Source organism: Lachnoclostridium sp. An118, from assembly GCF_002160985.1.
GTDB classification, from domain to species: Bacteria; Bacillota; Clostridia; order Lachnospirales; family Lachnospiraceae; genus Claveliimonas; species Claveliimonas stercoravium.
In genome coordinates, this window is sequence record NZ_NFLQ01000009.1 from 40,750 (window position 1) to 64,109 (window position 23,360).

Annotated in this window: 24 protein-coding genes and 1 other RNA gene; 1 reads left to right on the forward strand and 24 read right to left on the reverse strand. The window is 52.3% G+C overall.

Features of this window, described 5'->3' with window-relative positions:
- Positions 1–3: 3 nt before the first annotated feature.
- Both B5E62_RS09350 and B5E62_RS09355 read right to left on the reverse strand, forming a co-directional pair.
- Positions 4–1,554: a VanW family protein gene (locus B5E62_RS09350; RefSeq protein WP_087174330.1), complete on the reverse strand. Its 1,551-nt coding sequence runs from the start codon at positions 1,552–1,554 to the stop codon at positions 4–6.
- A 188-nt stretch (positions 1,555–1,742) separates the two neighbouring features.
- A complete protein-coding gene (locus B5E62_RS09355; RefSeq protein ID WP_242957804.1) occupies positions 1,743–3,485 on the reverse strand; it encodes a B12-binding domain-containing radical SAM protein in 1,743 nt (580 codons plus the stop codon).
- An 86-nt stretch (positions 3,486–3,571) separates the two neighbouring features.
- On the opposite strand from B5E62_RS09355, the gene ffs reads away from it, so the two are divergent.
- Positions 3,572–3,833, forward strand: an RNA gene (gene ffs / locus B5E62_RS09360) — signal recognition particle sRNA large type.
- A gap of 41 nt (positions 3,834–3,874) precedes the next feature.
- On the opposite strand, the gene tadA is transcribed toward ffs, so the two are convergent.
- From tadA to B5E62_RS09465, 22 genes are all read right to left on the reverse strand, one after another.
- A complete protein-coding gene (gene tadA / locus B5E62_RS09365; protein WP_206414313.1) occupies positions 3,875–4,360 on the reverse strand; it encodes a tRNA adenosine(34) deaminase TadA in 486 nt (161 codons plus the stop codon).
- 114 nt (positions 4,361–4,474) lie between these two features.
- Positions 4,475–5,443 carry a DUF6128 domain-containing protein gene (locus B5E62_RS09370; protein WP_143468834.1) on the reverse strand — a complete coding sequence of 323 codons (969 nt, stop codon included), beginning with the start codon at positions 5,441–5,443 and terminating at the stop codon, positions 4,475–4,477.
- A 75-nt stretch (positions 5,444–5,518) separates the two neighbouring features.
- A complete protein-coding gene (locus tag B5E62_RS09375) occupies positions 5,519–6,937 on the reverse strand; it encodes a deoxyguanosinetriphosphate triphosphohydrolase (RefSeq protein ID WP_087174334.1) in 1,419 nt (472 codons plus the stop codon).
- 16 nt (positions 6,938–6,953) lie between these two features.
- The gene (locus B5E62_RS09380) at positions 6,954–8,051 is read right to left on the reverse strand and encodes a helix-turn-helix domain-containing protein (RefSeq protein ID WP_087174335.1); all 1,098 of its coding nucleotides are present in this window, start codon (positions 8,049–8,051) and stop codon (positions 6,954–6,956) included.
- 143 nt (positions 8,052–8,194) lie between these two features.
- Positions 8,195–8,821: a 4'-phosphopantetheinyl transferase family protein gene (locus B5E62_RS09385; RefSeq protein ID WP_087174336.1), complete on the reverse strand. Its 627-nt coding sequence runs from the start codon at positions 8,819–8,821 to the stop codon at positions 8,195–8,197.
- Entirely contained in the window at positions 8,799–9,347 is a 549-nt protein-coding gene (locus B5E62_RS09390) for a M48 family metallopeptidase (protein ID WP_087174337.1), read from the reverse strand. Before B5E62_RS09390 ends, B5E62_RS09385 begins: the two co-directional genes overlap by 23 nt.
- A complete protein-coding gene (locus tag B5E62_RS09395; RefSeq protein ID WP_087174338.1) occupies positions 9,328–11,073 on the reverse strand; it encodes a glycoside hydrolase family 2 protein in 1,746 nt (581 codons plus the stop codon). Before B5E62_RS09395 ends, B5E62_RS09390 begins: the two co-directional genes overlap by 20 nt.
- A gap of 290 nt (positions 11,074–11,363) precedes the next feature.
- Entirely contained in the window at positions 11,364–11,780 is a 417-nt protein-coding gene (gene atpC, locus B5E62_RS09400) for an ATP synthase F1 subunit epsilon (protein WP_087174339.1), read from the reverse strand.
- A gap of 56 nt (positions 11,781–11,836) precedes the next feature.
- Positions 11,837–13,234 (reverse strand): F0F1 ATP synthase subunit beta, encoded by a 1,398-nt coding sequence (gene atpD / locus B5E62_RS09405; RefSeq protein ID WP_087174340.1) that lies wholly within the window; start codon positions 13,232–13,234, stop codon positions 11,837–11,839.
- Positions 13,235–13,245: 11 nt separating this feature from the next.
- The gene (gene atpG / locus B5E62_RS09410) at positions 13,246–14,139 is read right to left on the reverse strand and encodes an ATP synthase F1 subunit gamma (protein WP_087174341.1); all 894 of its coding nucleotides are present in this window, start codon (positions 14,137–14,139) and stop codon (positions 13,246–13,248) included.
- Positions 14,140–14,151: 12 nt separating this feature from the next.
- Complete coding sequence (atpA, locus tag B5E62_RS09415; protein WP_087174342.1) at positions 14,152–15,666, reverse strand: F0F1 ATP synthase subunit alpha; 1,515 nt, start codon at positions 15,664–15,666, stop codon at positions 14,152–14,154.
- On the reverse strand, positions 15,663–16,199 hold the full coding sequence (atpH, locus tag B5E62_RS09420; RefSeq protein ID WP_087174343.1) for an ATP synthase F1 subunit delta: 537 nt from the start codon (positions 16,197–16,199) through the stop codon (positions 15,663–15,665). Before atpH ends, atpA begins: the two co-directional genes overlap by 4 nt.
- Positions 16,177–16,680, reverse strand: coding sequence for a F0F1 ATP synthase subunit B (atpF, locus tag B5E62_RS09425; protein ID WP_087174344.1), 504 nt, complete (start codon positions 16,678–16,680; stop codon positions 16,177–16,179). The genes atpH and atpF overlap by 23 nt, the downstream gene beginning before the upstream one ends.
- A gap of 55 nt (positions 16,681–16,735) precedes the next feature.
- Complete coding sequence (atpE, locus tag B5E62_RS09430; protein WP_076779695.1) at positions 16,736–16,963, reverse strand: ATP synthase F0 subunit C; 228 nt, start codon at positions 16,961–16,963, stop codon at positions 16,736–16,738.
- 35 nt (positions 16,964–16,998) lie between these two features.
- Positions 16,999–17,661, reverse strand: a complete 663-nt coding sequence (locus tag B5E62_RS09435; protein ID WP_087174345.1) for a F0F1 ATP synthase subunit A — start codon at positions 17,659–17,661, stop codon at positions 16,999–17,001.
- Positions 17,662–18,054: 393 nt separating this feature from the next.
- Positions 18,055–18,561 (reverse strand): DUF2798 domain-containing protein, encoded by a 507-nt coding sequence (locus B5E62_RS09440; RefSeq protein ID WP_087174346.1) that lies wholly within the window; start codon positions 18,559–18,561, stop codon positions 18,055–18,057.
- Between the two features lie 963 nt (positions 18,562–19,524).
- Positions 19,525–20,601, reverse strand: coding sequence for a tyrosine-type recombinase/integrase (locus tag B5E62_RS09445; RefSeq protein ID WP_242957806.1), 1,077 nt, complete (start codon positions 20,599–20,601; stop codon positions 19,525–19,527).
- A 201-nt stretch (positions 20,602–20,802) separates the two neighbouring features.
- Entirely contained in the window at positions 20,803–21,015 is a 213-nt protein-coding gene (locus tag B5E62_RS09450) for an excisionase (RefSeq protein ID WP_076779707.1), read from the reverse strand.
- 17 nt (positions 21,016–21,032) lie between these two features.
- The gene (locus B5E62_RS16925; RefSeq protein WP_157888458.1) at positions 21,033–21,173 is read right to left on the reverse strand and encodes a hypothetical protein; all 141 of its coding nucleotides are present in this window, start codon (positions 21,171–21,173) and stop codon (positions 21,033–21,035) included.
- 21 nt (positions 21,174–21,194) lie between these two features.
- The gene (locus B5E62_RS09455) at positions 21,195–22,076 is read right to left on the reverse strand and encodes a rolling circle replication-associated protein (protein ID WP_143468835.1); all 882 of its coding nucleotides are present in this window, start codon (positions 22,074–22,076) and stop codon (positions 21,195–21,197) included.
- A gap of 81 nt (positions 22,077–22,157) precedes the next feature.
- Complete coding sequence (locus B5E62_RS09460; RefSeq protein WP_087174347.1) at positions 22,158–22,841, reverse strand: hypothetical protein; 684 nt, start codon at positions 22,839–22,841, stop codon at positions 22,158–22,160.
- Between the two features lie 11 nt (positions 22,842–22,852).
- Positions 22,853–23,134: a hypothetical protein gene (locus B5E62_RS09465; protein WP_076779714.1), complete on the reverse strand. Its 282-nt coding sequence runs from the start codon at positions 23,132–23,134 to the stop codon at positions 22,853–22,855.
- Positions 23,135–23,360 lie beyond the last annotated feature (226 nt).

Genomic DNA, 23,360 nt, shown 5'->3' on the forward strand with positions numbered 1-23,360 from the left:
TGCCTACTCTGCCGTCCCGTCCGTCTGGTCCTGCGCCTGCTCCTGGCCTCCCGCCGAGGCAGCCTGGCTGACTGCCGCACTGACCTTGTCCGCATCCTGGGACGCAATGGCGCTCTGGAGGGCAGCCAGCACATCCCCGCTGGCCGAAGCAGTGCCCACCTCGATCACCTGATCAGACTTTTCATAGTGGCTCGTATTGAACACCTCCCGGCTGACCTCCTGGCCGTTCTCATACACGACCTTCCAGAGCTGTGCCTCCACGCCGTCGTGCGGGCTGCCGGATTCCTGTGTGGTCCCCGCCGCCAGCTCTGAGTTTTCTTTATATACGGTCTCGTAGGGCTCTGTGCTGATGGTCTCGCTCTCGTATTCCACTGTCCGTCCCTCGGGCCTTGTGTCCTTGCCGTAGATGACGAACTGGAGCTGGTTGCTGTCATTGATCTCGCCGTATATATATATGGGTGTGTCATAGCTGTTCTTGAATTTGAAATCCAGATAATCCCCGGCAATGGCCGCGTCCCTGGAGGGCTTCACATAGCCTACCGTCATGGAGTGGGGAGACCGCTCCACCACTTCAAGCTCAGCGTAAATGACTGCATTGTAGAGAGTTGTGGACACCTGGCAGATGCCGCCGCCGTAGTCGGAGACCACCTGGCCATTCTCGTAGGCCCCCGCCTCCACATAGCCGTTCTCAGGTGTGAAGGGGCCTGTGGTCTGTCCCACGGACAGCGTCTCGCCCGGCATCAGGATCTTCCCATTCAGCTTATCCACGCCGTTTTTCAGGTTCTGCCATCTCTCGCCGCCCCCGGCGTCTGTCCAGAAGCTGCCCAGCTCATCCTGTATGGAGGACAGGTCCTCCTCCGTTATTTCAGGCTCCTCCTTCTTTGTCTCCAGCTCCACCGTGAAGTCGTCATGCTCCCACTGGTCGTTGAGATGGTCTGTGACTGCCTGGATGGTGGCATCCACATCCACAGCCTCCCCCTCCTGCTCCGGTGTGATGTCAAAGGAGGCCGCCGTCCTCTGGATGGTGGCGTCCACCGCTCCCTCTACCAGAGATGCAGCCCGCTCATCCAGGACAGCCTCTGTCTTCTCCTGATCCAGGCTGAATCTCTCCCGGATGACATGTTTTTCTTTTTCCAGGTCCTTCTGCTGTCTGTAGCGGGAGAATACGCTTCCTGTCTTCCCGTAATCCACCGCCTCCCTGGTCAGTTTATCCACATCCTCGGCGGTCAGCCCCAGCTCGCTCAAAGTGGCCTGGGCGGAGCCGCTGTCAGACTGGAGCGTCACCGTCACAGCCCCGTCTGCCTCCATATGCCCTTCCAGGGCGGCGCCTGCCTCCTCGGCCGTCATCCCGGACACATCCATGGCGCCGATCCACACATTATCGCAGATCACATCGCGGTCCACTCTATTTACATAATTTCTGAGCTGTGTATACACAGCCAGCAGGGCGACCAGTATCAGCCCCGCGCCCGCCATGATAAGGAGGCGCGTCTGTTTCTTTCTCCGCGCCGTCATCCTCTTTGTTTCCTTCAGGCTCCTTCTCCGTCCAGCCATATGTCTCTGCCTATCCTTCCTGGTTACATTTCCACTGTCCCTCAGATCATAGCGGAGGGTATGATGGATGTGGCCACCATAGCCAAGATAACGATCATGATGATGACCGCAATGATCCGCCTTGTCCGCTTATTGTTAAAATTCATGTCCTATTCTCCTTTTTTTCCGCTTTCTACATTGTAATCTTTTTATTTTTCAATTGCAATATGAATTCCTCTTCCATCGTTCGTGAGAGGGTCCCTTTCCCGGTAGTCGAACAGCACATACTCTCCCTTCAGAGGAAAAAACTCCAGATGGGTCATCCTGCGCAGCTGGTTTTTATCCATCCCCCCGCAGCCTGTCAGGTATCTGTGCTCCCGCGCCTCCGTCTCGTAGAAGCTCCGCACCCACCGGCTGTCCGCCCGGGACTCCCCGGCAAAGGCCGGCCTGCTTTTGGCGTTCTCCCTGAGATAATAGTCAAAGATGAGCCGCTCCCTCATCTCCTCTGCATCCTCCGGCCAGTTTTCCCCCGCAAAGTCAAGCAGGATCTCATAGCGGACCGCCCGGGCATGCTGCATCTGGTCCAGCGCTCTTTTTTCATAAAAATCCGCCAGCCTCCTGTACAGGGCAAAGGGAGACGGCTCCCGCCGCTCCAGGAGCTCCAGCGCCGTCCTGAACTGGCCGCTGTTATAGTAAAGCTCCGTCATCTCCTCCACGCCCTTGAGGATCAGGGTATCCCCGTAGGACAGCCATCTTGTGGAGAGTACCTCGTAGGGCGGGATATCCCGGCAGAGAAGGCCGTATGCCTCCTTCATCGTTTCCATGCGGGATCCCTTCAGGACTTTGAGAAAGCCGAGCTGCAGCTGGTCCGGGCGCAGGGCGTAGACCCTGTCAAAGGAGCGGCTGAAGCTCTCCAGGTCCTCCTGCGGGAGACCGGCGATCAGGTCCAGGTGCTGGTGCACGTTCCTGCCCTCCCGCAGCCTTTTCACATTTTCCTCCAGGCGCCCCAGGTCCATGGTCCGCCGTATCTCCTTGATAGTCTCCGGATTTGTGGACTGGACGCCTATCTCCAGCTGGATCAGCCCCGGCCTCATGGAGCGGATCAGCGCCAGCTCCTCCCCGTTCAGGAGGTCCGCCGAGATCTCAAAATGAAAATTTGTGACTCCGTTGTCATGGCTGCTGATATATTTCCATATCTCCAGAGCGTGATCATGGCGGCAGTTGAAGGTCCGGTCCACAAATTTCACCTGCCCGGTCCCCGCGTCCAGGAAGAACTGGAGTTCTTTTTTCACCAGCTGCAGGCTTCGGAACCGGATCCTCTTGTCAATGGAGGACAGACAGTAGCTGCAGGAGAAGGGGCACCCCCTGCTGCTCTCATAATACACGATCCGATGCCTGAAATCTGTCATATCCTGGTAGACAAAAGGAATCTCGTCCAGATCCAGGGGCTGCCGCCAGGGATGGTCCTGTATCTGCCCCAGACTGTCCCTCCAGGTGATCCCCTCCACATCCGCCAGGTCTGCCCCCGGGTCCGTCTTCCTCTCTGCCAGGACGGCGAAGGTCTCCTCCCCCTCCCCTTTCATGATGCCTGTCACCTGCGGGAGCTGCTCCAGCAGCCGCACCGGGTCATAGGACACCTCCGGCCCTCCCAGCCAGATCTCCGTATCCGGCAGCACCTTTCCCAGCTCAGGCAGAAGCTCGCGTATCATCCGGATGTTCCAGATATAGCAGGAAAAACAGAGAAGGTCCGGCCTCCTCTTATAAATATCCTCCATGATGCCGTCCGGCTGCTGGTTGATAGTGTACTCGCCGATCTCGATCTCCACAGTTCCGGAGGCAGGGCTTTTTCTCCTCCTCAGCCTTGCGTCCGCATAGGCCTTCAGGCTGTACACGGCCAGATTGGAATGTATGTATTTTGCGTTGACTGCCACTAATACTATTTTTCTCATCATGCCTGCTATTTTACTATATTCCGCCGGGTTTTACAATAAATCCCTCATCCATTGACATTTCCGCAAAAACAGGGTAAAATATAGACTCGTGCAGCCGGGGCGGTAGCGGTGCCTTGTACCTGCAGTCCGCTATAGCAGGGGTGATATTGCGCGGAGGGCGAAAGCTGGCAGAGCTGCCCTTGGTAAGTGACGTTGATATCCGGGTCTCACGCGACGGAAATCCGCGAACCGTGTCAGGTCGGGAACGAAGCAGCACTAAACGGAACCTTCCGGGTGCCGTGAGGGTGCCTGGGTTGAGTAAACTGCCAAGGTAACGTCTGTTGGCCTGGTTCGAAGCGCAATGCACGAAAAAGGGAAATTAAAAGAAGCAGCGTCTCATCCGCCACGGATCAGACACCGCTTCTTTTTTCTTTTTTCTTCTTTTCTCTCAGCTCCCGGAAAAACTGTTTCATGAGGGAGCTGCACTCCTCCTCCAGCACGCCGGCTGTTATCTCGGCCTGATGGTTGAACCTGTCCATCTGGAGCAGATTGAGGATAGAACCGGCGCAGCCCGCTTTGGGATTCATACACCCGATCACCACTCTGTCCATCCGGGACTGGACAATGGCACCTGCACACATCTGACAGGGCTCCAGCGTCACGTACATGGTACACCCCTCCAGGCGCCAGTCCCCCAGCCTGCGGCTGGCTTTGCGGATAGCCGTTATCTCCGCGTGAGCCAGCGGATTTTTGTCCGTGTTTCTCCGGTTGTATCCCCGGCTGATGACTTTCCCCTCGCAGACGATCACGCAGCCTATCGGCGTCTCATCCAGGGCATACGCTTTCTTTGCCTGTTTAATTGCTTCTTTCATATATTTTTCATCTACATTTTGCACATTTACACACCACTTTATCTAAGATCACGCACCAGGTTTTTCATTCCGCACGTAATACTTTTAAAAAGTATTACGTGCGGAATGACGTGCGGGATGAAAATTGTTCCAATTGTGTCACCGCCTCACAGGCCGGCACCAGTATCCGAAGTCCTCCTCGCTGTTTGTCTCTTCTTCCTCCAGCTCCACGGCTTCCCCGTCAAGCCTGATAAATCTGGGGAAGCCAAATGCCTCCGCCGCCTGCGCCTCACGGGGATGGTAGATACCGGGAACGCCCAGCCAGCACTTCTCCCCCTCCTGGATGAGCAGGAGATGGTGATAGCTATAGTAGCCGTGGAGGAGAAAGCTGTTGTTGGCCAGCCGCCATTCACAGCGCTTGAGCTGAGCGATATCCCGGCGCTGGATCTTGATGCAGAGCAGTGGGGAATCTCCTCCCTGCTGCCCCTCACCCTGAGGCCGCTGCCCGTTCTCCTCCCGCGGGCATTCCGCCGCATCGGGTGTTCCATCAAGTGTTTCATCGGATATCCCGCCAGGGATTTCCCCCGGCTCTTCTTCCGGAAGGTCATCCTGTCCATCCTCGCCAGAGACCTCCTGCGACGGCTCTCCCTCATCCCCGGGCACTCCGCCCGCGCCTCCGCCGTAAGCCTCCTGCTCTTCCACAGTCCTCTGGGCAGCCAGGCTGGCCAGATCCGGCTCTGGCTCATCCTTAAAGACCTGCATCCTCTCCACATCCACAGGCATGTCATCCCACACAGCGGCAAATCTCCTCTGCCCCGCGTTTTCCAGTATGATCCCCTCTATCAGCGGATAGTTGGATGCCCGTCCCGTGTCGTCCGGCGTAAAAGCCAGTCGGAAGTTGACTGCCGGATCCACATGGCCGATATCTCCCTGCCACAGTCCGATGCACTGCCCTTCTCTCACATAAAATATGTACACCTTCAGTCTTTTATCCTCCGCAAGATGCAGCCCTTTCCCGTGAATATGCACTACCGTGGACTCCTCGGCCTGCTCCACCTTTACAAAGCCCACGTTCCGGATGCGTTTTCCATCCTGATATTCATACAAATAGCGAATAAACTGTTTCAAACCTCCACTTCCATTCTTTGTCTGGTTATCACAATCTATTCGCCCGGATGCCGGAAAATGCCTGTCCCGCTTTTGTTAAAGGATCGCCTTCAGCTCCTGGTACAGCCTTTTGGCGTAGCTGTCTGTCATACCACAGATAAAATCTGTCACGAGGAGAAGCCGCAGGTACAGTCTCTCCGCCTCGCTCTTCCCCCTCGCATGATAGTGGTAGGCATCCTTGTAATTGCCGGAAATAAAATAGACAAGCCGCCTGTCAATGGAATCCAGCGCACTGTCATCCTCATCGTAGTAGATGACCGCTCTCACAAAGCTGTCCATGAGATAGTCCAGTATCCCTGCCTCCACCAACTCCATGAGGTAGATCTGCCTGGTGGAAAACACTCTCCGCATAGCCACGTCCCCCAGCAGCTCCATCAGCTCCTCCGCAAACGTACCGTGGAACAGGTCCGCCGGATAGCTTCCCTCCATGATCGCTTCATAATTAGATGTAAATCCAAATGTGGCACAGGAAATGAGAAATCCCTGTACACGGACGATCCAGTTCTTGACCGCATACTCCTCCGGATGGTCCACACCCTTCTCAACGCCCCTCCGGTACAGCTCCTCCAGCTTTCCCGCCGGGTCAAAGATCACTTTATCATTATTTTGAATATTTTTTAGTTTCTTCAGTTCCTCCATCAGTACATGATAGGAGATAAATCCCTTGACAAATGCGTCTTCAATATCCGCTGTCTTATAGGCAATGTCATCTGCCGCCTCCAGGATAAAGGTCAGCGGGTGCCGGCACCCGTTTGTCCCGGTCTCCCTCTCGACCCTGCGAAACAGCTCCTCATCCGCCAGATAATAGCCAATCTTTTTCTTCTTGATATCGCCACAGCTGCCATCTATCCCCAGAGAGGAGACCGGATACTTCACTATCGTGTTCAGCAGTGCATAGGTGAGGTTCATGCCATTTTCATCCACGAGAAAATGCAGCTTTGTCACAAGCCGGAAGGCCTGGGCATTTCCCTCAAAGTGATAAAAATCCTGCTTCATCCGCTCTGTCAGCACCTGTTCCACAGGCCTTCCCCGAAACGTCAGCCGGGGGAGATTCCTCTCAAACCACTCCCGTATAGCCACCTCGCCGAAATGTCCAAAGGGGGGATTGCCAATGTCGTGGATCAGCCCTGCGCACTGCAGGATACTGCAGATATCTTCCTTCATCTGCGGGGTGAAGGACGGATCCTTCTTATATGTAAGGATGTTCTCGCCAATATTTTGCCCCAGTGACTTTGCCAGGGAGGACACCTCCAGGGAATGGGTCAGCCGGGTCCTTATGAAATCACTCTTGTCCAGCGGAAACACCTGGGTTTTATCCTGCAGTCTCCTGAAAGACGCGCTCCCTATGATACGGTGATAATCTTTTTCAAATTCACTGCGCAGATCCGAAGACCCGGGGTGCCTCTGGCTGCTGCCCCTGCTTCTCTTCGGAGATAAAAGCTGCTCCCAGTTCACAGTCCTCTTCCTTTCTTTAATCCAGATAGATGGGGGGCTCGTAATCGTTTCCGAGCAGCGCCTTCTTCCGCTCCTGGTACCCGAGGAACGCCCACTCTGTCATGTCGGTCCACTGATGGCTGCTCCTGTCATATACCTGGACATATCCTATCCTCTTGGGGTGCATGCGCACAGTATTGGACTCATACTCGTGCCCTGTGTAGGGATTGACCTCCCCCTTCTCCAGGTCCTCCTCCTCGTCCGCACCGCGCTGCAGCAGCTCTTCCACATCCTTCTCGGGAGCCTCTTCAAGGCCGCCCGTCTCCGGATCGCCCTGACTCTCCTCTTCCTCCTCCGGGGCAGCCGGGGGATTGTTTTCCGGCTCTGCCGGGGGATTGTTTTCCGGCTCTGCCGGGGAGGTGGTCTCCTTCTGCTCCCTTCTGGTCCGCCTCTGGAAGAAATCTCTCCAGCTTCCCCTCGCCTTTTTGGCCGGACGCTCTGCCTCCTCCGGCTGCGTCACATCCTCCTGAGGCATGTCCTCTTTCTCCGCTGCCGTCTCCACAGCCGCCTCTTCCTCTGCAGCCGCCGGCTCCGTCACCTCCGGCTCTGCCGCAGGAGCTTCATCTGCTTTTTCATATGTCTCTGACACGGACTGTGCCGCTTCTTCCCCTGCTTCCTCCTCCGGCCTCATCTGTGCCTCTTCCTTCTCTGCCGGCTCCGGCTCGGTCCCGCCCGCCAGGAGTCCTTCCTTCTCCTCCAGGAGCTGGTCCAGGCCCTCATTGAGCTCTACCAGCTCGCCGATAGTGATGTCGCGCTCCACAGGGCGGTGTCTCCTCCCCTTCTTCTTTTCAAGGCGCTGCAATTCGGCCTCCGTGACATGAACACTCTCCTCATCTGTGTTCTCCGGCTGCCTTGCGTCCCCAAGTATATTCAATTGGAACGGACAGTCCAGTATCTCTGCGATCATGCGCATGTCCTGCTCCTGGAAATTGTCCCTTCCGAGGCGCTGTGTGAGATTCTGCCTGGACATCTTCTTTCCTGTCCGCTCTTCTATCATTTCCGCAAGTTCTTTGATCGTCATGCCTTTACGGCTCAAGATAATTTTGACCTGTTCTCCGAATGTAAGATCTAACATGATATTCCTCCTTATTCAATTAAATCATACTCACCCTGCATATCTCATGAATTCAAACCAGTAAATGTTTTTGTTTCTTCATAAACCTATGCTTTTCCCTTTTCTTATTTTAGCAAAACATATACTGTACGTCAATCCGGGTTTTATCCCAGCGCCACATGGCAGATTTCCCCGAACTCCCCGTCCGTGCTGCACACGGCGATCCTGGCGCCGATCCCCGGCACGCTATACTCCCTGTAATAAAATCTTTCCGGGTACTGTGAAGGCTTCTTCTCAAGGAAGGGACAGTCTTCTCCGTCAAAGCCTATCTCAAAGCTCCTTGTATCCAGTCCCATCCCTCTGCGCACCGCCTTCATAAAGCTCTCCTTCAGCACCCACAGGCGGTAGAAAGCTTCCGCCCTCTCCCCCTCCGACGGCTTCCCCTCGATCCAGGCCGTCTCAGAAGGCAGAAAAAAGCGGCGGGCCACCTGCAGCCGGGCCTCCTTCACTGTCTCAACATCGCAGCCCACTTTCGCCTCCCTCTCCGTGGAGAGACTGCACAGCACATAATCCCCGGAGTGGGACAGATTATAGGCCTGGTCAGCCCCTGCCCCGTACTGTCTGCGCATCCGCTCCAGCAGCGCCCATACGCCTACGCTCTGGGCCCTGTCCTTTGGAAAGCGGAGCTGGTCCGCCTTCTCCCGCCGGAAGTCCGGAACTTCCTCATAATATTTTCTGTAGATCGTTTCCTCCCTGAGGCGGGAAATGTCAGCTATCCATGTGTAAACCATTTAGTTTCTTTTTTCTCTCCTTCCAATCTGGCAGAAATCTTGTCATACAGCTCTTGAAGCGCTGGTCATGACTGGGTTCGATCAGGTGGCAGAGCTCATGCACGATGACATACTCCAGGCACTCCTCCGGGTAAAAGACAAGCCTGGTGTTCAGCCTGATGCGCCCCGTGCCCACCGTGCAGCTCCCCCATCTTGTCTTCATGTCCCGCAGCGTCCACCCGGACGCATGGACTCCCATGACCCTCTCCCACTTTCCTGCGCAGGCCAGGACCTGCTCCTTCATTTTTCTTATCTGCTCCTCCGATACCGGCGGGTATGTGCGGGTCCTCTGCGCCTGCTCCAGATGCCGGCGCATCCACCCCTCCTTTTCATACAGGAACCTCTCGATCCGCTCCGGAGGCGTCCTGACCGGAGCCGTCACCAGCACCTCCCCCTTTTCCGGGCGCACATACAGATTGATATTCTTTATCCTTCGATATTCTATATTTACCTTGATCCCATGAATGTCAAATCCTGCATTTTTCATTCCACTCGGCCAGCACCTCCTCCTCTATCTTCAGGACTTCCCTGTCATAGGTGTAAATGCCGTTCACTTCCTCCTCCACATCTGAGAGCTGGGTATAGACCGTGACAGACAGGCCCTCACCGATATGGGAGGCAACCTCCCTCATCAGCCGCCCATAGCCTGCGCTCAGCTCCCTCCTGCTCCCGTAGATCCTGTAGCCGTAGACCTTTCCCGACATACTGTGCTCCCTGCACCTCCAGCAGAAGCCGCCGAATTCTGTCAGCGCCTGGACACGTTCTTCTTTTCGGAAGCGGAGCTTGAAAAAATAATTATGTATGCTCCGAAAATCTCCTCCCCCCTGGTCAAACCATCCGCTGGCCTGGTCGATGAGCCGGTGAGGGTCCGCCTCCCTGGCCAAATCCGTCACTTCCTCTGCGTCAAACTGTCCCCAGCCCTCATTGAACAGGACCCAGGTGACGATAGAGGGATGGTTCCAGAGCAGGCGGATCGTCTCCCTCAGCTCCTCCACAAACTGTTCCCGGCTCTTCTCCTCTCCCCTTCCCAGCAGTCTGTAAGTGCGATCTGTAAACCGGATATGGAACAGCTCCAGTCCGTTTGCCAGGTAGGTGACATACCATCTCCTAAAAGGACGGCCCCCGCACACCATATCCTGCCACACCAGCATCCCCAGCCTGTCGCAGTGATAGTACCACCTCTCCGGCTCTATCTTGATGTGCTTTCTCAGCATGTTAAATCCCAGACGCTTCATCTCTTTGATATCAAATTCCAGGGCCTCGTCGCAGGGCGCTGTGTACAGTCCGTCGGGCCAGTACCCCTGGTCCAGGACGCCTCTCTGGAAATAGGGCCTGCCGTTGAGAAAGGTCCTCGGGATCCCTTCCCCGTCCAGGGAGACGGATATCTTTCTCATGGCAAAATAGCTGTCCACCCGGTCCTCCCCGAAGTCGACGCTCAGGGAATAAAGGAATGGCTCCTCCGGAGTCCAGGGGCGCATCCGCGGCACCGGTATCCGAATGGGCTCATTGACCTCCCCCTCCACCTCCCAGGGCTGCATATCCTCCGCATACACAGTGACGCGCGCTATGCCCATCCCCCTGCTGCAGACCGTGACCTCCACCGCCTCCTGGTCATAGAGAGGCGTGACGCGCAGACGCTCCACATGCAGCTCCGGCACCTCTTCCATCCACACGGTCTGCCAGATGCCGCTCTGGGCCGTATAAAACATCCCTCCCCTTATCAGCTTCTGCTTGCCCCTGCTGTAATAGGTACGGTCTGTAAAATCCCGCACTCCCACAACAAGCTCGTTTTCTTCCTCCCTCAGGAAATCTGTCACATCTGCCGAAAACGGCAGGTAGCCTCCCAGGTGCTTCGTCACCAGCTTTTTATTGACATACACAGCGGCGAACTGGTCCACAGCCCCGAAGTGGAGGAGCCATCGCCTCCCCGGTCTCCTGCGCACCGCTGCCGGCAGTGACCGCCTGTACCACAGCACCTGGCTCGGATGAAGGCTCCTCTCCACGCCCGACAGAGGCGCCTCCGGTGAAAATGGCACAAGGATCTTCCCCGCGTACTGCTCCGGTCTTTTCCCTCTCCCGGTGATCACATAATCCCAGTATCCATTCAGATTGACGTAGCTCTCTCTTCGCATGGAGGGGCGTGGATATTCGGCAAGTACCTGGTCCGGGCGCTCCAGAACCTGGTCTGTCCAACGGGTCTTCAGCTTCTTCATGCCTGCTGCACCTCCCTCCTGCCGTCATTCTTTTCATCATATCTCCCGCAGGCATATTTTTCGCGGGCAGTTTTCTTTCTTCAATTATAACGGACTTTACCAGGTGCCACAAGGCTGATATTCTGTTTCCTACGCCATGCCGACTTCCACTACGCCATGCTGACTTCCACTCCGCTTCGCTCCGTGTCAGTCCCGGGCGTTCGCCCTATAAAAATCAAAAAGCACTCAGCCTCTTTCATGCAAGCATGAAGAGTCTGAGCACTTCCTGATTTTTGCATGGCTCATTGCCATCAGATATTCCAATGTTTGTCTTTTGATGTTTTCAGGCGGGTCATGGCGCGGGCCAGAGATGCCTGGGAGAGGTAGTACTCCTGGATGCTCTGCTTCTGGCGCAGACGCTCCTGGGCTCTCTCCTTCGCCTCCTCCGCGCGCTTCACATCGATCTCCTCCGGCCGCTCCGCCGAATTTACAAGCACGGAGACACGATTGTTGATGATTTCCGCAAATCCCCGGGACACAGCCGCCGTGATCCACTCTCCCTCAGGGGTCTTCAGGTGGAGCTCCCCGTTCGCTACCGCCACCACCATGTTCTCATGGTGGGCCAGGATGCTGAACTGACCGTCCTCCATGGGAAGGATGAGATTCTGGCATTTTCCCTCATAAAAAACCTTATCACTGGATATGATCTTCAAAAAAAACGTATTCATCTGATTCCACTCCTTCTGCCGGACAAATTCACAGCGCGGCCTCCCCGGGCAGGCGCCTAAGCCTGCTCAGCCCTGGCCTTCTCTATGACTTCGTCAATGGTCCCGACATTGAAGAATGCGCTCTCGGGATACTCGTCCATCTCGCCTTCGATGATGGCCTTGAATCCCCGGATGGTCTCCTTTAGAGGCACGTATTTTCCAGGTGTCCCGGTAAATGTCTCCGCCACTGAGAAGGGCTGTGACAGGAACCTCTGGATCTTTCTGGCCCGGTTCACGGTCATCTTATCTTCCTCTGACAGCTCCTCCATACCGAGAATGGCGATGATATCCTGCAGCTCTTTGTATTTCTGGAGGATTTCCTGCACCCTTCTGGCTACCTGGTAGTGCTCCTGACCGACTATGTCAGCCTCCAGGATGCGGGACGTGGACTCCAGCGGATCCACTGCCGGGTAAATCCCCTGCTCCACGATCTTTCTGGAAAGCACGGTAGTGGCATCCAGATGGGAGAACGTGGTGGCCGGCGCCGGGTCTGTCAGGTCATCGGCAGGCACATAGACAGCCTGCACGGACGTGACAGAGCCGTTCTTCGTGGATGCGATACGCTCCTGCAGGGCGCCCATCTCGTTTGCCAGGGTGGGCTGATAGCCCACGGCTGATGGCATCCGGCCAAGGAGGGCCGACACCTCCGATCCGGCCTGCACAAAGCGGAAGATATTGTCAATGAACAGGAGCACATTCTGATGCTCCTCATCGCGGAAATACTCCGCCATGGTAAGACCTGTCTCCGCCACCCGCATACGGGCTCCGGGGGGTTCGTTCATCTGCCCGAACACGAGGGCTGTCTTATTCAGGACTCCCGATTCGCTCATCTCTGTCCAGAGGTCGTTTCCCTCACGGGAACGCTCCCCCACTCCGGTGAAGATAGAATATCCGCCGTGCTCTGTGGCGATGTTGTGGATCAGCTCCTGGATGAGGACTGTCTTGCCCACGCCGGCGCCGCCGAAAAGGCCGATCTTGCCGCCCTTTGCGTAGGGTGTCAGAAGGTCGATGACCTTGATGCCTGTCTCCAGCACCTCCACAGCCGGGCTCTGGTCCTCAAAGCCGGGCGCTTTCCTGTGGATCACCCAGTGCTCTGTATCCTCCGGTATCTTCTCCTTATCATCTATCGTCTCTCCAAGAACATTGAAGAGTCTTCCAAGGGTCTGCTCGCCTACCGGGACCTTAATGCCTTCTCCGGTGGCTGTTACCTCCATTCCTTTGTAGAGGCCGTCGCTGGAAGCAAGCATGATGCAGCGGGCAACATTGTTCCCGACATGCTGTGCCACCTCCATGACGCAGCGCTGTCCGCCGTTGTCCACCTCCAGCGCATCCTTGATAAACGGAAGCTCTTCCCTGCTATCGAACTCAACGTCTACAACAGGCCCCATGACCTGTATGATCTTTCCTTTTGTCATAGCGTTTTATCTCACTTCCTTTTCTGTGCATTGGCACCGCCGATCACCTCAGTCAGCTCCTGGGTGATATCTGCCTGCCTCACACGGTTATAGGTTATATTTAATTCATTCAGCATATCCGTGGCGCTGTCCGTCGCATTCTGCATGGCCTGCATACGGGAATTCTGCTCGCTGCAGTAGGACTCCACAAGACAGCCGTAAATAATGCCGATCAGATAGTTGGGGACTATGCTGTCCATGACCTTATGGGCGGATGGATACAGCGTGACAGCCTCCCTGTAGACGCCTGCCATGGCCGCCATCTTGTCGGACGCAAAATTTATCCGCTGCAGCGGCAGCAGCTTGATCTGCTGCGTCTCCGCCTGGAGGGCGTTTTTCATGCGGGTGTAGATGATATAAATGTCATCCAGCTCCTCCTGCTCAAACAGCTCCACCATTTTGATCGCGATCACCCTGGCCCGGTACAGGTTGGGCGACTGCACGGTGTATTTGAATTCCGAGTCAAGCTCGTCTTCTCTCCTGGAAAAATACTGCCTGCCCACTTCTCCCAGGACGAACATCTTATGCTTCCCCGGCTGCCCGATCAGCTCCTCAGCCATCTTCAGCACATTGTGGTTGTATGCCCCTGCAAGACCTTTATCCGCCGTGATGACAATGCACCCCACCTTTCTCTCCTCTGCCGGTATCTTCTCCCTGCGGTCAAAGAAATGGCTGTGCATATCCGGCACATGGCGCAGGATCCTGGTGATCTCCGCCTGCATGGCATAGAAAAAGGGCTCTGTATCCGCCAGCTTTTTCTTCGCCTGCTTCATCTTGGAGGAGGATATCAGATACATGGCGTTGGTGATCTTCTTTGTCTCCTGGATGCTGGCCATCCTCTCTTTCAATTCTCTTGCATTTGCCATAATAACACCTGCTTACCTTTTCTCCTTGAATTCCTTTGCAGCGCTTAAGATCTGTTCTGTCAGCTCATCGTCCAGCGTCTTCTTCTCCTCGATGGCGCCGCAGATTTCCGGATGACTGCTCTCAAAAAACGCGAGCAAGTCCGTCTGGAACTGCTTCACCTCATCAGTCGGGACGTCCAGCATGAGCCTGTGGGTTGCCACGCACAGCGTAATGACCTGCTCATGAAGGCTCAGCGGATTCCCAAGCGGCTGCTTCAGGAGCTCCGTCAGACAGCTGCCGTATTTGAGCTGCGTCTTTGTTGCCTCATCCAGGTCAGAGCTGAACTGGGTAAAGGACTCCAGCTCCCTCGCCTGGGCCAGGTCGATACGCACGCTTCCGGACGCCTTCTTCATGGCCTTTGTCTGGGCAGCGCCGCCCACACGCGAAACAGAGAGTCCTACATTGACAGCCGGACGCATACCGGCGTTGAAAAGGTCACTCTCCAGGAAGATCTGTCCGTCTGTGATGGAGATCACATTTGTCGGAATATAGGCGGATACATCTCCCGCCTGAGTCTCGATGATAGGCAGGGCCGTGATGGAACCTCCTCCTGCCTGCTCGCTTAAGCGGCTGCTCCTCTCCAGCAGTCTGGAGTGCAGGTAGAAAACATCTCCGGGGTATGCCTCACGTCCCGGCGAACGTCCCAGCAGAAGAGAGATGGCACGATACGCCACCGCATGCTTGGAGAGGTCGTCATACACGATCAGCACATCCTTCCCCTGGTACATAAAATACTCTGCCAGGGCCGTAGCCGAATAGGGGACAATGTACTGCAGCGGCGCGCACTCGCTGGCCGTCGCGCAGAACACTGTTGTATAGTCCATAGCGTCGTGGGTCCGCAGCGTATTTACAAGCTGGGCCACGGTAGAGGCCTTCTGACCGATAGCCACATAGATACAGATCACATCTTTTCCCTTCTGGTTGATGATGGTGTCTGTAGCAATGGATGTCTTTCCCGTCTGCCTGTCACCGATGATGAGCTCACGCTGTCCCCGGCCAATGGGAAACATGGAATCAATGGCAAGGATCCCCGTCTCCAGCGGCACGCTGACCGACTTTCTCTCCACGATACCGGGAGCCGCCTCTTCCACCGGGCGGTATCCGTCCGCTCTGATCTCGCCTTTTCCGTCAATGGGAGAGCCAAGAGCATCCACGACCCTTCCTATATAACTCTCTCCGACAGAGACGCCTGCTCTTTTTCCGGTGCGGGCTACCTTGGTCCCTTCTCTGACATCGGAGTCGTCTCCGAACAGGATACAGCTCACCTCATTTGTCTTGATATCCTGCACCATGCCCTTCAGCCCTGTCTCCAGGGTGACGATCTCACCATACATGGCGTGATCTATTCCGTAAACGGAGGCAATCCCATCTCCAACAGAGACAACATATCCAACTTCCTGGTCTCTGCTGATCACATCATAATTTTCTATCTCTTCTTTGATGATAGAGATAATCTCATCTGAGTTGATCGAACTCAAGCTATTCACCTCCAGGTCAATTTTTGTTCTAATCGTTTCAGCCGTCCCTGCATGCTGTAATCATACTCCCGGCCATTTACAAGGAGAAGGAAACCACCGATCAGCGACGGGCGCTCTTCCATCTCCCAGAGCACGCCCTTCGCGTGAAATTCCCTGCACACAAACTGCTCCATGCCCTTCTTCTGTTCCTCTGTGGGGGGGACCACATAAGCCAGATGAGCGGTCACAATGCCGGCCATCTCATTTTTATACTGATGATACGCCCTGAAAATGTCCTGCACGATACCAGCCTTCCCGTAGTCTGTGGTGACTTTGAGGAAATTCCTGATCCGGGTGTCAAAAATCCGGTCAATGACCCTGTGCTTTTCATCCTTTGTGACAACAGGACTCTCCAGGACCAGGGCAAGCTCGGGGGAGGACTCAAGGATTTCTTCCGCTTCCCCGATCACTTCCTCCGGAAGTCCCATATCAAACAGCACCCTGGCATAGCGGACCGCGGACATAGGACAGTACGCGCGGCTATTGCTCTTCACTGTCTTCATGTGGCTCACCTGCTTCTCTCAGAAATTGGTCATAGACCGCCTGGCTGTCCTTCTCGCTGCAGCTTTCCAGCATGATCTTCTTTGCAGCGTCCATGGCAAGTCCGGCGACCTCTGTCTTCATCTGTCTCAGTGTCTGTTCTCTCTCCAGATCAATAGTTTCCCTGGCTGTCTTCATGAGCTTTCCGGCCTCGGCGTCTGCATCCTTCAGTATGCGGTCATACTCCTTTTTTGCGTCCTCCTTAGCCTGCTCGATCATACGCCTTGACTCATCCTTCGCTCCGCTCAGGGCATCCTCATACTGGCTCTTCAGCTCCATCGCCCTGGCCTGCTGGTCATTGGCGTTCTGGATGCCGTCAGCGATCATCGCCCTGCGCTTCTCCATGATATTCATGACCGGTCCGATCAGGAATTTCCGCAGGAGCAGATAGAGGATGACCAGGTTGATCATTTCCAGGACAAAATTAAAGTCTAAACTCAGCACCTTCCAGTACCTGCCTTTCCTGTAATCAAACTATCCGCCTTCCGTCTGTTATATCCTACTGAAGGAAGAAGATCACAAGAAGGCCGATGATGAAACCGTAAATAGCGGTCGCCTCAGCGAGGGCACATCCAAGGATAAGTGTCTTGCTGATCTTGCTCTCCGCCTCAGGCTGTCTCGCGATAGCCTCAGCTGCCTTTCCTGTTGCAATACCGATACCAACACCTGCTCCAATACCTGTAAGTACAGCAATAGCTGCTCCGATTGCAATAATTGTTCCTGACATAATTTTCAATCTCCTTTTCTTTACTCTTTTCTTGATTATTCCATTTCTTCATTCATGAAAAGCGCAGTCAGAAATACAAAGACATACGCCTGTAAAAGTCCGTCGAATATATCAAAATAGAAACTCAACGGAATAGGTACTAATAATGGAACCACTGCTTTGACCAGTTCCATTACCACAAATCCCCCCAGCATATTGCCGAAGAGACGCATGCACAGCGACAGAGGCCGGATAAAAATCTCCATCACCATGATCGGCGCCACAAAGGGAACCGGTTTGGCGAAGTGCCCTGCCCAGTGCTTCAGACCATTCCTGTGTATGCCTGAATACTCGATCAGAAGCATACTCATAATGGCCAGCGCCGCCGTCACATTTAAATCCTTTGTCGGTGGTTTAAAGCCTGTCAGCCCGATCACATTTGAAACTGCAAGGTAGAGGGCCACGGTGATCAGATAAGGGACATAGCGCCTGTTTTCTTTTCCAATGATGCCTTCAAAGAAATCCTGCGCCCATCCGATCGCTGACTCCAGCGCTAGCTGGACTTTCCCGGGATTTTCTACTTTTAAGTTTCTGACCAGGACGACAGACAGTACCGTCAGGACCGCCATGATGATCCACGTGACGACAATGGATTCATTCACGGCAATACCGCCGAAAACGGGAATCTCGAAAACCGGCGTACAGTTCAGCTCTTCCATCAGTTTTTCTGTTAATTCTCCCGTACTATCCCCTTCCTTCTCTTATTTTTTCCTGTGAATATTACTGCTAACAAATACATTTGTCAATAAATTTTGCGCCCGGCTCACGCGCCGGAGCTTCGCCTGTTTTTTATGGATTTTTTCTGCTTTTTTCTTTCTTCTCCTCCGCAAAATTATGTGTTTTTTGCAAGGAAATCCGTCCCATCCCCGGCTGCGGTTTTTTCAAGATTATTTTTTACCAATTTATCACTTTTTTAGATTTTCATTTTCGTCATTTCGACAGATTTTTTCTCCGCCGCAGTTTTTTAAAATATACAATACCTCCATCTTCCCCCGTAAATCGCGGTGGTATTTCCCCGTTTTTTACAAACCCGGTCCTTCCCCGTCCTTCTGTTATCTTTCCGGCCGCTCCTCCACCATCAGGATACATCCCTCCGGGAAGGCTTTCCGAAACAGGCAACGCACCAGCGGACCCGCGATCAAAAGCTGGAAAGGCAGCGCCATGACAAAATTCTTCGGGATATTGACCAGCCAGTTGAAAAGCATCCCGCTCCACTGACCTGCCCTTACGCAAGCCTCCGCAGCCCCGTAAAAAGACATGATGACGACCATGGGCACTACCATGCAGATGGACACGGCGAGGGCCGTCTTTAATGGACTGGAAACGCCGGGCCTTACCAGATAGCGGAAGGCAAACCCTTTGGCCAGCCCCGATACAAGGAACCAGTCGCAGGCCACGGCGAACACGTAAGCTATGGGGAACCCCATCCAGGCATCCTGCAGGACCGCAAAAGACAGTTCCCCTTTGTGGAGCACTATATTATAAATACTCATCCACAGCACCATTGTAAAACACATCAAAACTGTATAGATCAGACTCTCTCTTTTATTCTTTGGCATTTTTCTCCTCCTGTTGCTTTAATATGATCCAAATATGCATTCAAAAATGACCTTACATTTTTGCCGTACTATCTTAGCATCCGGGCGCCGCTGCAAATAAGTGGCATTTTCAAATTCGTCATTTTGCTCATCCTGTGTTTTTCACTCGAAATCAAGAGGTAAAAATGTACAAAAAAATATCCTTCCACCCCCGTCCCGCACTAATCTTTACAGCATTCTGCATAATCCATACAGATGGAAGAAGGTTCGCAACAGCTCCGAAAATTCCTCTTGCTTTCCATCTTAGCATAAAGTGTGCAGCGGTCATACAGTCAAGAAAAATCTTTCCTGATCTTTATTTTCCCGTTCCAGTTAAGAGGTTTTTAATATTTTTTCTTCTTTCTTCATTTAATAAACACATTTTGGACACATTTTCTCTCTATAATAAGTGTCAGATAGTTGAAGAACACATCAACTATCTCCCCCCTCATAAAGTAGACGCAACGAAGGGTCCTCCCCTTCGTTGCACCATACTTTACTCTCATTCCTTTTAACAGCTATAGAACAGACAGACCCGCCGGTCATTCAAGCCGGCGGGTTTTTCATTGCCCGGATCCGGGAACAGGGCCTGTCTCCTGTGCCATGGATCTGTTTTTTAGATTTTCTTAATCCCGCTTTAAGAAATTTTCGTGTTCTTTAAGTTTTCCTCCATACTTTGGACATATTTCCCCACTATAATAAAGGACAGATAGTTGAAGGACACATCAACTATCACCCCCTCATTAAGTACAGATGCCTGGCAGAACGGCATCACACTTTACTCTCATTCCTTTAGATAACTATAACAACGACGGAGCCCGTTAGCCCTTGTGGTTAGCGGGTTTTCGTTGCCTGTGAGGGCTGCTTCCTGACCGCTTCGGGCACCTTTGGGGCACCTTGCATCTAACGGAATGTTGCGGTGGTAGATAGTTGATGTTAGAGTTGCTATATGATTTTCTGATAGAAATTTTCAAGTTTATTCATTTCTTCCTTTGCCTTATCATTCGTAACATGCGTATATATGTCTAATGTGATCGCCACGGAAGAATGGCCGAGATACTTCTGGACTGTCTTTGCTTCAATCCCAGCTTCAAAGCATCTGGTCGCAAATGTATGTCGCAGTGCATGTGGATAGATATGCTCCATTGGAACGAAGTCCGTTTTATCTTCTTGGGCCTGTTTCTCCCGGTCTTTGTTTACCGCCTTGACTATCCAGTTGAGAGCTGACTGAAATGCGTGCTCCGCTATTGGCCTTCCATTTCTGCCGACAAATACCAGTTTTTCAAAACCCTCTAACGGTTCCCATGCGGCCGCTGCAATCTGCATCTCCTTTTTCTGGATACGCTGACGCTTTAAGGCTTTATACACGCTTTCCTGCATGGGAATGACACGCTTTCCACTTTCAGTCTTCGGCGTCTGGTACTTAAACACATATTTTCCTGTTGTCAGATCCTTTATATACACCAGCGTCTTATTGATCCTGATCTCCTTCTTCTGAAAGTCCAAATCCTCGTCTGTCAGTCCCAGGAGCTCCCCGGCACGCATCCCAGTCCCCAAGGCTACAATAATCAAATTTTCGTGAAGTCTTCCCCGGGCATGTTTTAGCACTTCTCTCTGCTCTTGTAATGATAAAACACGGATCGGCTTTTTCTTTGTCCTGGGAAGCTCCACGCCGTCACATGGATTATATGTGATAAGACGGTTATGTACCGCATATTTGAACACGGCACTGAGGATATTGCAGATATCACGGATTGTTTTCGTACTGTAGTCATTGTCTGCCATATCTTGAAACAGTCGCTCCAACAGGATCGGCTTAAAATCAGCCAGCTTCTTCTTTCCCAGCTTTTTTTGCACGTAGTTCTTATAGCAATAATCATAGCGGGATAGGGTACTCTCTTTTATAGACTTCTTTTTGTGGGTATTCAGCCATACGTCAAACCACTCGTTTAAAGTGAGATAATCCCCTTTCCCCTTGATCCCGTGCTTAACCTCATATTTGAGGTCTTCCATCTGCTCCATAAGAAGTTTTAAATTCGGATTATCCAGTGTATATTGTTCATTTCTGAATTTAAAACGTGCTCTGTATGTCCCGTTGGGTCTTTGCATAATACCAGTAGGCAACTGTTTTCCTTGTAAGTCCTTGCCCATTTTTACGCTCCTTTCTTCCGCAAGGACTATGCTTCAAACCTACTAAATATTATAACAACATATTCCTGCATACTAAACTGCAATTACTTCATACTTATTCATTAAATTATTACCATTGTTCAGACGTATAAATTCGTCTAAAACCTCTCTCCTGATCAATATCTTTCTACCGATCCGCACGGAGGAAATCTTTCCCCACGCAATCAGTTGACGCAGGTTTGTCCTGCCGATCCCGGTATACTCGGACGCTTCATTTACCGTTAGAGTTATTTTTTCATTCAGCATCAACTCACCCCCTTAAATCAGGCAAGATAGAACGTCCTTGTTTCCATGGAGTCCGGCTCCGATGGATCAGGTACAATCTCCAGAGTACAAAGTTTCCTTGTCTCCTCGATCTGTTTGGTTAATATAGTTACAAAATCCTCTAAAAATCTTCTTTTCAATTTTAATCCCTCCTGTTGCATTTATTCCGTTTCATTATCTTTATCCGGCTGAAGCTCAATATAAGTCACATTTGTGTAACCGCCGTCCAAATGAGAAACCCATGTCATTTCAAGCCCCAGTTGATCCGCAATCTCTTTTACCTGATCCATTTCCTCGCCTTTACCAGCAAGATAATAGCTCTGTTTTGGTTTCGGTAATCCCCGACTTACAAAGTAACGGTGTTCGCCCCGGCTCATAATATGGCATTCTTTTGTCATATATTTGATAATGTACTTCTGGATTTTGTAAGTATCACGAACTTTTGTTGCTGTACTAAAACCTAAAGTCCAACCGGGAATATTGTAAATAATCTGACCGTCTTTTATTATGCCTGAATCTTCAAATGTCAGGCTTCCCGTGTTGGATAAAAGGCAATGGAAATGAAAGCTCTCCATATCCTTATGGAGTTCCGGTACAGCTAAAAAAACAAGGTTGGGAGCTTTCCTATCTCGAGTATTTTTAAGCCACGTTCGCATCTGTTTACAGCAGCTTTTGTAATTAGTTCGATCCGCCTTATCAGGCGAGAAAGTGAACGCACAAAACCATTCCCATTTTACACACCGAGCGTATGTAGCAATCATCTGTTTCGTTCTGGATAAGCTGATCTGACGCAGATCAAGAGGATCAGTTTTAGGTTCGAGGTCAGAAAAGTCCTTGATTTCCCGAACCCGTTTCCCTGTAAAAGGTTCTAAGACCATTCCAGATGGCAGTTCGTCCGACTCGTAAGGGTTTTCCGAGCGTAAGGTCAATGGTTCATCATACAGCCTAATTTGAGCTGAACCATTGGGGTATTCAATTAAACGGATATTATAGCCAAAACCGGGGTCTGATGTACAAATCGTTTCTATAGTCAAGTAGATCAAATCCTTTCTATTCCCTGATTTAGAGAGACACCGCAAAGCTGCTCCGTCGCTCTCCGCTCCGTCACAGCTTTGCGGCTTGTCTCACTTCACATGCAGGACAAATAACTTGTGATCCGGCTGGTTGTTATAATAACCATCCGTAGGTCTCCGCCCCTTTTTGGCAAGAGTCAATATTTGATATATCTCCGAACATATGTCCTCGATCTTCGCGCGTTGTGAGCAAAGTTCCTGCCCTTCACGGAAAAGCTTCCTGTTTTCAGCAGTAAGCTCCCTGACCTGCTGTAGGTACTTTGTCTGCACCCGGCGATCAGCTTCTAATTGCAGATCGTTCTGCAAAGCCTCGATCAACAAAAAGTTTTCCTGATGCTGCTGGCATTTCTCCGCATATATCTGCTCGATTTTTCGCAGCTCCTCCTGATACTCCGCCAATTTCTGGTTAAGCATATTCAGGAAGTCAATCCAGCAGCCCCGGCAGAGAGAGGCATAATCTCTCTCCGCCTGCTTTGCCTCCAGACCCGGATTGAACAACACAAAGAACTGATCTTTTTTTGTGTGTATGTCCGGTTTCAAGCCACGATATAGCTTCAACGCTTTGTCATGGTTCAAATACGCAAGCCATAGAGTCAACATCTTTACCGTTGCGTCTCTCTCCGCCTGCTTCTCCTTTTCGATTCGCGCCTTCTTCTGTTTCTCGCAGTAGTCCCGGCACAATTTAATGAAAAATGTACCGACCTGCTTTAAAGCGCTAGACACTGTTATTTTCATGTTAATCCTCCTTAGTTCAAATCTAGTTCCTCATCCAAGTCTGCCGGAAGAATCTGCACAATTGCCAGACGAAGGAATTCGTCAAATCCCGTCACGACACGGACGTCTACATCCTCGGTCAGCCCCAACCGGATGCACTCCTCACCGATGGATTTATCGAGCCAAAACTCCGCCGTCCGGGGCAATCCATCCGGGTTCGACTTTTTGAGAGAGACACGGTACAAAACGTCGCCAGTCTTCTTGGATTTGAGACGTGATAACGCAACGAGGCGAATAACTTCTTGATATTTCATAGAAGTCCTCCTTTAAAAATGAATAGGTTGTGGTATAATAATCATGTCACAGATTGCGACCACATTTTGTTGATGGTTGCTACGTATGCCCCTACCTTCTGTAGGGGTATATTCTTGTTGGTGACCGGATTTTTATCATAGGCTTTGCTCCCTTCTACTTGAGGTAAACCTATCATATCAGACATTTGAATAGTGCGGCAAAATAGTGTGCCACCCTACAATGCCA

What these genes read in the sequence shown, in the direction of transcription:
- B5E62_RS09465 (WP_076779714.1), bottom strand. Translation starts at nt 23,134, where the DNA reads ATGAAATATCAAGAAGTTATTCGCCTCGTTGCGTTATCACGTCTCAAA.
- B5E62_RS09380 (WP_087174335.1), bottom strand. Translation starts at nt 8,051, where the DNA reads ATGTTAGATCTTACATTCGGAGAACAGGTCAAAATTATCTTGAGCCGT.
- B5E62_RS09395 (WP_087174338.1), bottom strand. Translation starts at nt 11,073, where the DNA reads ATGAAGAAGCTGAAGACCCGTTGGACAGACCAGGTTCTGGAGCGCCCG.
- atpD (WP_087174340.1), bottom strand. Translation starts at nt 13,234, where the DNA reads ATGACAAAAGGAAAGATCATACAGGTCATGGGGCCTGTTGTAGACGTT.
- B5E62_RS09460 (WP_087174347.1), bottom strand. Translation starts at nt 22,841, where the DNA reads ATGAAAATAACAGTGTCTAGCGCTTTAAAGCAGGTCGGTACATTTTTC.
- B5E62_RS09355 (WP_242957804.1), bottom strand. Translation starts at nt 3,485, where the DNA reads ATGATGAGAAAAATAGTATTAGTGGCAGTCAACGCAAAATACATACAT.
- B5E62_RS09390 (WP_087174337.1), bottom strand. Translation starts at nt 9,347, where the DNA reads ATGAAAAATGCAGGATTTGACATTCATGGGATCAAGGTAAATATAGAA.
- B5E62_RS09435 (WP_087174345.1), bottom strand. Translation starts at nt 17,661, where the DNA reads ATGGAAGAGCTGAACTGTACGCCGGTTTTCGAGATTCCCGTTTTCGGC.
- B5E62_RS09385 (WP_087174336.1), bottom strand. Translation starts at nt 8,821, where the DNA reads ATGGTTTACACATGGATAGCTGACATTTCCCGCCTCAGGGAGGAAACG.
- atpH (WP_087174343.1), bottom strand. Translation starts at nt 16,199, where the DNA reads ATGAAGACAGTGAAGAGCAATAGCCGCGCGTACTGTCCTATGTCCGCG.
- B5E62_RS09350 (WP_087174330.1), bottom strand. Translation starts at nt 1,554, where the DNA reads ATGGCTGGACGGAGAAGGAGCCTGAAGGAAACAAAGAGGATGACGGCG.
- atpE (WP_076779695.1), bottom strand. Translation starts at nt 16,963, where the DNA reads ATGTCAGGAACAATTATTGCAATCGGAGCAGCTATTGCTGTACTTACA.
- B5E62_RS09450 (WP_076779707.1), bottom strand. Translation starts at nt 21,015, where the DNA reads ATGCTGAATGAAAAAATAACTCTAACGGTAAATGAAGCGTCCGAGTAT.
- atpG (WP_087174341.1), bottom strand. Translation starts at nt 14,139, where the DNA reads ATGGCAAATGCAAGAGAATTGAAAGAGAGGATGGCCAGCATCCAGGAG.
- B5E62_RS09445 (WP_242957806.1), bottom strand. Translation starts at nt 20,601, where the DNA reads ATGGAGCAGATGGAAGACCTCAAATATGAGGTTAAGCACGGGATCAAG.
- atpC (WP_087174339.1), bottom strand. Translation starts at nt 11,780, where the DNA reads ATGAATACGTTTTTTTTGAAGATCATATCCAGTGATAAGGTTTTTTAT.
- B5E62_RS09440 (WP_087174346.1), bottom strand. Translation starts at nt 18,561, where the DNA reads ATGCCAAAGAATAAAAGAGAGAGTCTGATCTATACAGTTTTGATGTGT.